The organism is Acinetobacter sp. YH12105 (genome assembly GCF_013419095.1).
GTDB classification, from domain to species: domain Bacteria; phylum Pseudomonadota; class Gammaproteobacteria; order Pseudomonadales; family Moraxellaceae; genus Acinetobacter; species Acinetobacter pseudolwoffii.
Window position 1 is genome coordinate 1 of record NZ_VPAU01000044.1, and the last position, 2,262, is coordinate 2,262.

The window sequence follows — 2,262 nt, forward strand, 5'->3', positions numbered from 1 at the left end:
CCGAGCCGTAAAGCTCAGAAAGCTGTTATTGGACAAAGAAATTTAAATCCTGTGCTTGACTCTTGTGGTTAAAAACAGGACATTTTAAATGGTTTATCGCATAGACATTTTAATTGGTGAATAACATGAAAAAGGGAGCTTAAAGCTCCCTTTTTTACTAGTTTTTTTTAAATTGCTAAGCGTAAATTCAGTGCTTTTACGACTTTAATAACAGTATCAAAGCTTGGATTTACATCGCCAGAAAGTGCTTTATAAAGACTTTCTCGACCTAAACCAGTATCTCTTGATAATTGAGCCATTCCTTTAGCTTTAGCAATATTACCTAAAGCTTTTGCAATGAATGCCGCATCACCATTAGATTCATCGATACAGGCTTGTAGGTAAGCTTGCATATCTTCTTCTGTTTTAAGATGTTCAGCACTGTCCCATTTACGAAGTTTGATAGCCATTTACAGCTCCTCCTCTAAATCTTGTGCTAATTGTAGGGCAAGTTTTATATCTTTACTTTGCGTAGACTTGTCTCCGCCTGCTAAAAGAATAACGACCCTTTGCCCTTGCTTACAGTAATAGATCCTGTAGCCAGGTCCAAAGAAGAAACGTAATTCAGAGACACCTTCACCTACTGGTTCAGTATCTCCAAAGTTTCCATCTTCAACCCGATCAATTCGGACTTGTATACGTCTTTTTGCCTGCTGGTCTTTTAACTTAGTAAACCAGTCATCAAAGACTTCAGTGGTATATATTGAGTACATAAGAGTAATGTATCCTATAGGATACATTCATGCAAGAAATAAACTTGAATGTATGGGGCTACAACAGAATTTCGTATAACCGCCATTATGTTAAATAAGTAAAATTTAGTTATTTTTTTGAGATGATGGAGCTGAGTTCCATGTGTCTAATAAGCGCCATATTGCATTATCAATATCTTGCCATTTCTCCCAATTGTTTAAATTAGTTTCCCATTGAACCCATATATCCCCATACTTATTTGATTCATAGTTATTTCCTATTATTTCAATTGATTCTCCATTTTCTGGTCTTCTTCCTCTTGTATTAACTTTAAGAAAGACACCAGAAACATTTGGAATATTCGAATCTGCATAACAAAATAGATATTCATCAGAAAAAATCCTCCGATAACATTCCAAGCCGAATTTTTTAAATTTCGAATCCATCTTGACATATTCCGGAGTAATATTATTAAGAATTACTTTTTTTGTATCAGTATTATTTTCCCTCATCTCTAAACCTAAACCTTTTATTCGTACTCGTACCTGATCTTTATGATCAGGTGCAAAACCATCCGTAGCTTCTATTTTTTCCCTATTGAAAGTTAAATAAAATTCTAATTGTCGATTAGAGTCAGGCATTGGTAAAGTATTTGCTTCCTCTTGAGTTATAGCGGGAAATTTTTCAGGAATATAGTCAATTGGAAACTGCCCTAAATAATGTTCACGTTCAGGGCGATAAAATTCATTATCAAATTGGTCAGGAATATGTTTTCTACGTGGACCAAGCTTTGCTTTTACTATCAAATTTGGATTCTGCTTCCATGTCACTATTTCCCCTTCTTTAGGAATATCTTTTGAAATATCTTTTGATGTACATCCAATAAGTAACAGGACATACGAGGAAATAATCCAATATCTTTTTATTAGCATTATTTATCTCTTATAAATTTATGATTTCAGCAAAATCAGAATAGTTAAATTTCCCTAAAATTAACATAATACACCTTATACGAAACGTGTTATAATTTACCTTGAAATTCATATACTTATTTCAAAGTTTATAGCCCGAGCATCACTGTTCGGGCTTTTTTTATGTTTTTTCTTGTTCCACGCTTAATTATTGAGCAATGTTCCACGGTTTTATGTAGTCTTATTTAACCTTAAAGCAGAAACAATGTCCCGATAAAAGAAGAATAAACGTCCAAGTAATTATTGATTTTGGAAAACCCATAAAGTTTTAATTTTCTAAAATTAATATGAGACTTGATAAAAACCTCCAATAATGAAGGTTTTTATCAATGACAACTTATGTGTCGTGTGACGGTCACTTATCATATTTTATAATTTTTTATTTTTGTATTTTTGTATTTTTGTATTTTTGTATTTTTGTATTTTTGTATTTTTAGAGTATAGCCTAACGGAACAAAATAAAGTCTTAAAAAGCAACTCAAAAACCGTATTTATAGACTTAATATTTAATTTCGGTACAATATGTATTTAATTATCTAAACTCTAACGGTACAGAATG

General features: G+C 32.1%; 3 protein-coding genes. All 3 read right to left on the bottom strand.

Annotated elements, in window-relative coordinates:
- Positions 1 to 167: 167 nt before the first annotated feature.
- Positions 168 to 449, bottom strand: a complete 282-nt coding sequence (locus FTU44_RS14970) for an addiction module antidote protein (protein WP_000985610.1) — start codon at positions 447 to 449, stop codon at positions 168 to 170.
- On the bottom strand, positions 450 to 752 hold the full coding sequence (locus FTU44_RS14975) for a type II toxin-antitoxin system RelE/ParE family toxin (RefSeq protein WP_000286964.1): 303 nt from the start codon (positions 750 to 752) through the stop codon (positions 450 to 452).
- 105 nt (positions 753 to 857) lie between these two features.
- Positions 858 to 1,664, bottom strand: coding sequence for a hypothetical protein (locus FTU44_RS14980; protein ID WP_228278815.1), 807 nt, complete (start codon positions 1,662 to 1,664; stop codon positions 858 to 860).
- Positions 1,665 to 2,262: the final 598 nt, after the last annotated feature.

Coding starts and splice junctions, on each gene's coding strand:
- FTU44_RS14970 (WP_000985610.1), bottom strand. CDS start 449: ATGGCTATCAAACTTCGTAAATGGGACAGTGCTGAACATCTTAAAACA.
- FTU44_RS14975 (WP_000286964.1), bottom strand. CDS start 752: ATGTACTCAATATATACCACTGAAGTCTTTGATGACTGGTTTACTAAG.
- FTU44_RS14980 (WP_228278815.1), bottom strand. CDS start 1,664: ATGCTAATAAAAAGATATTGGATTATTTCCTCGTATGTCCTGTTACTT.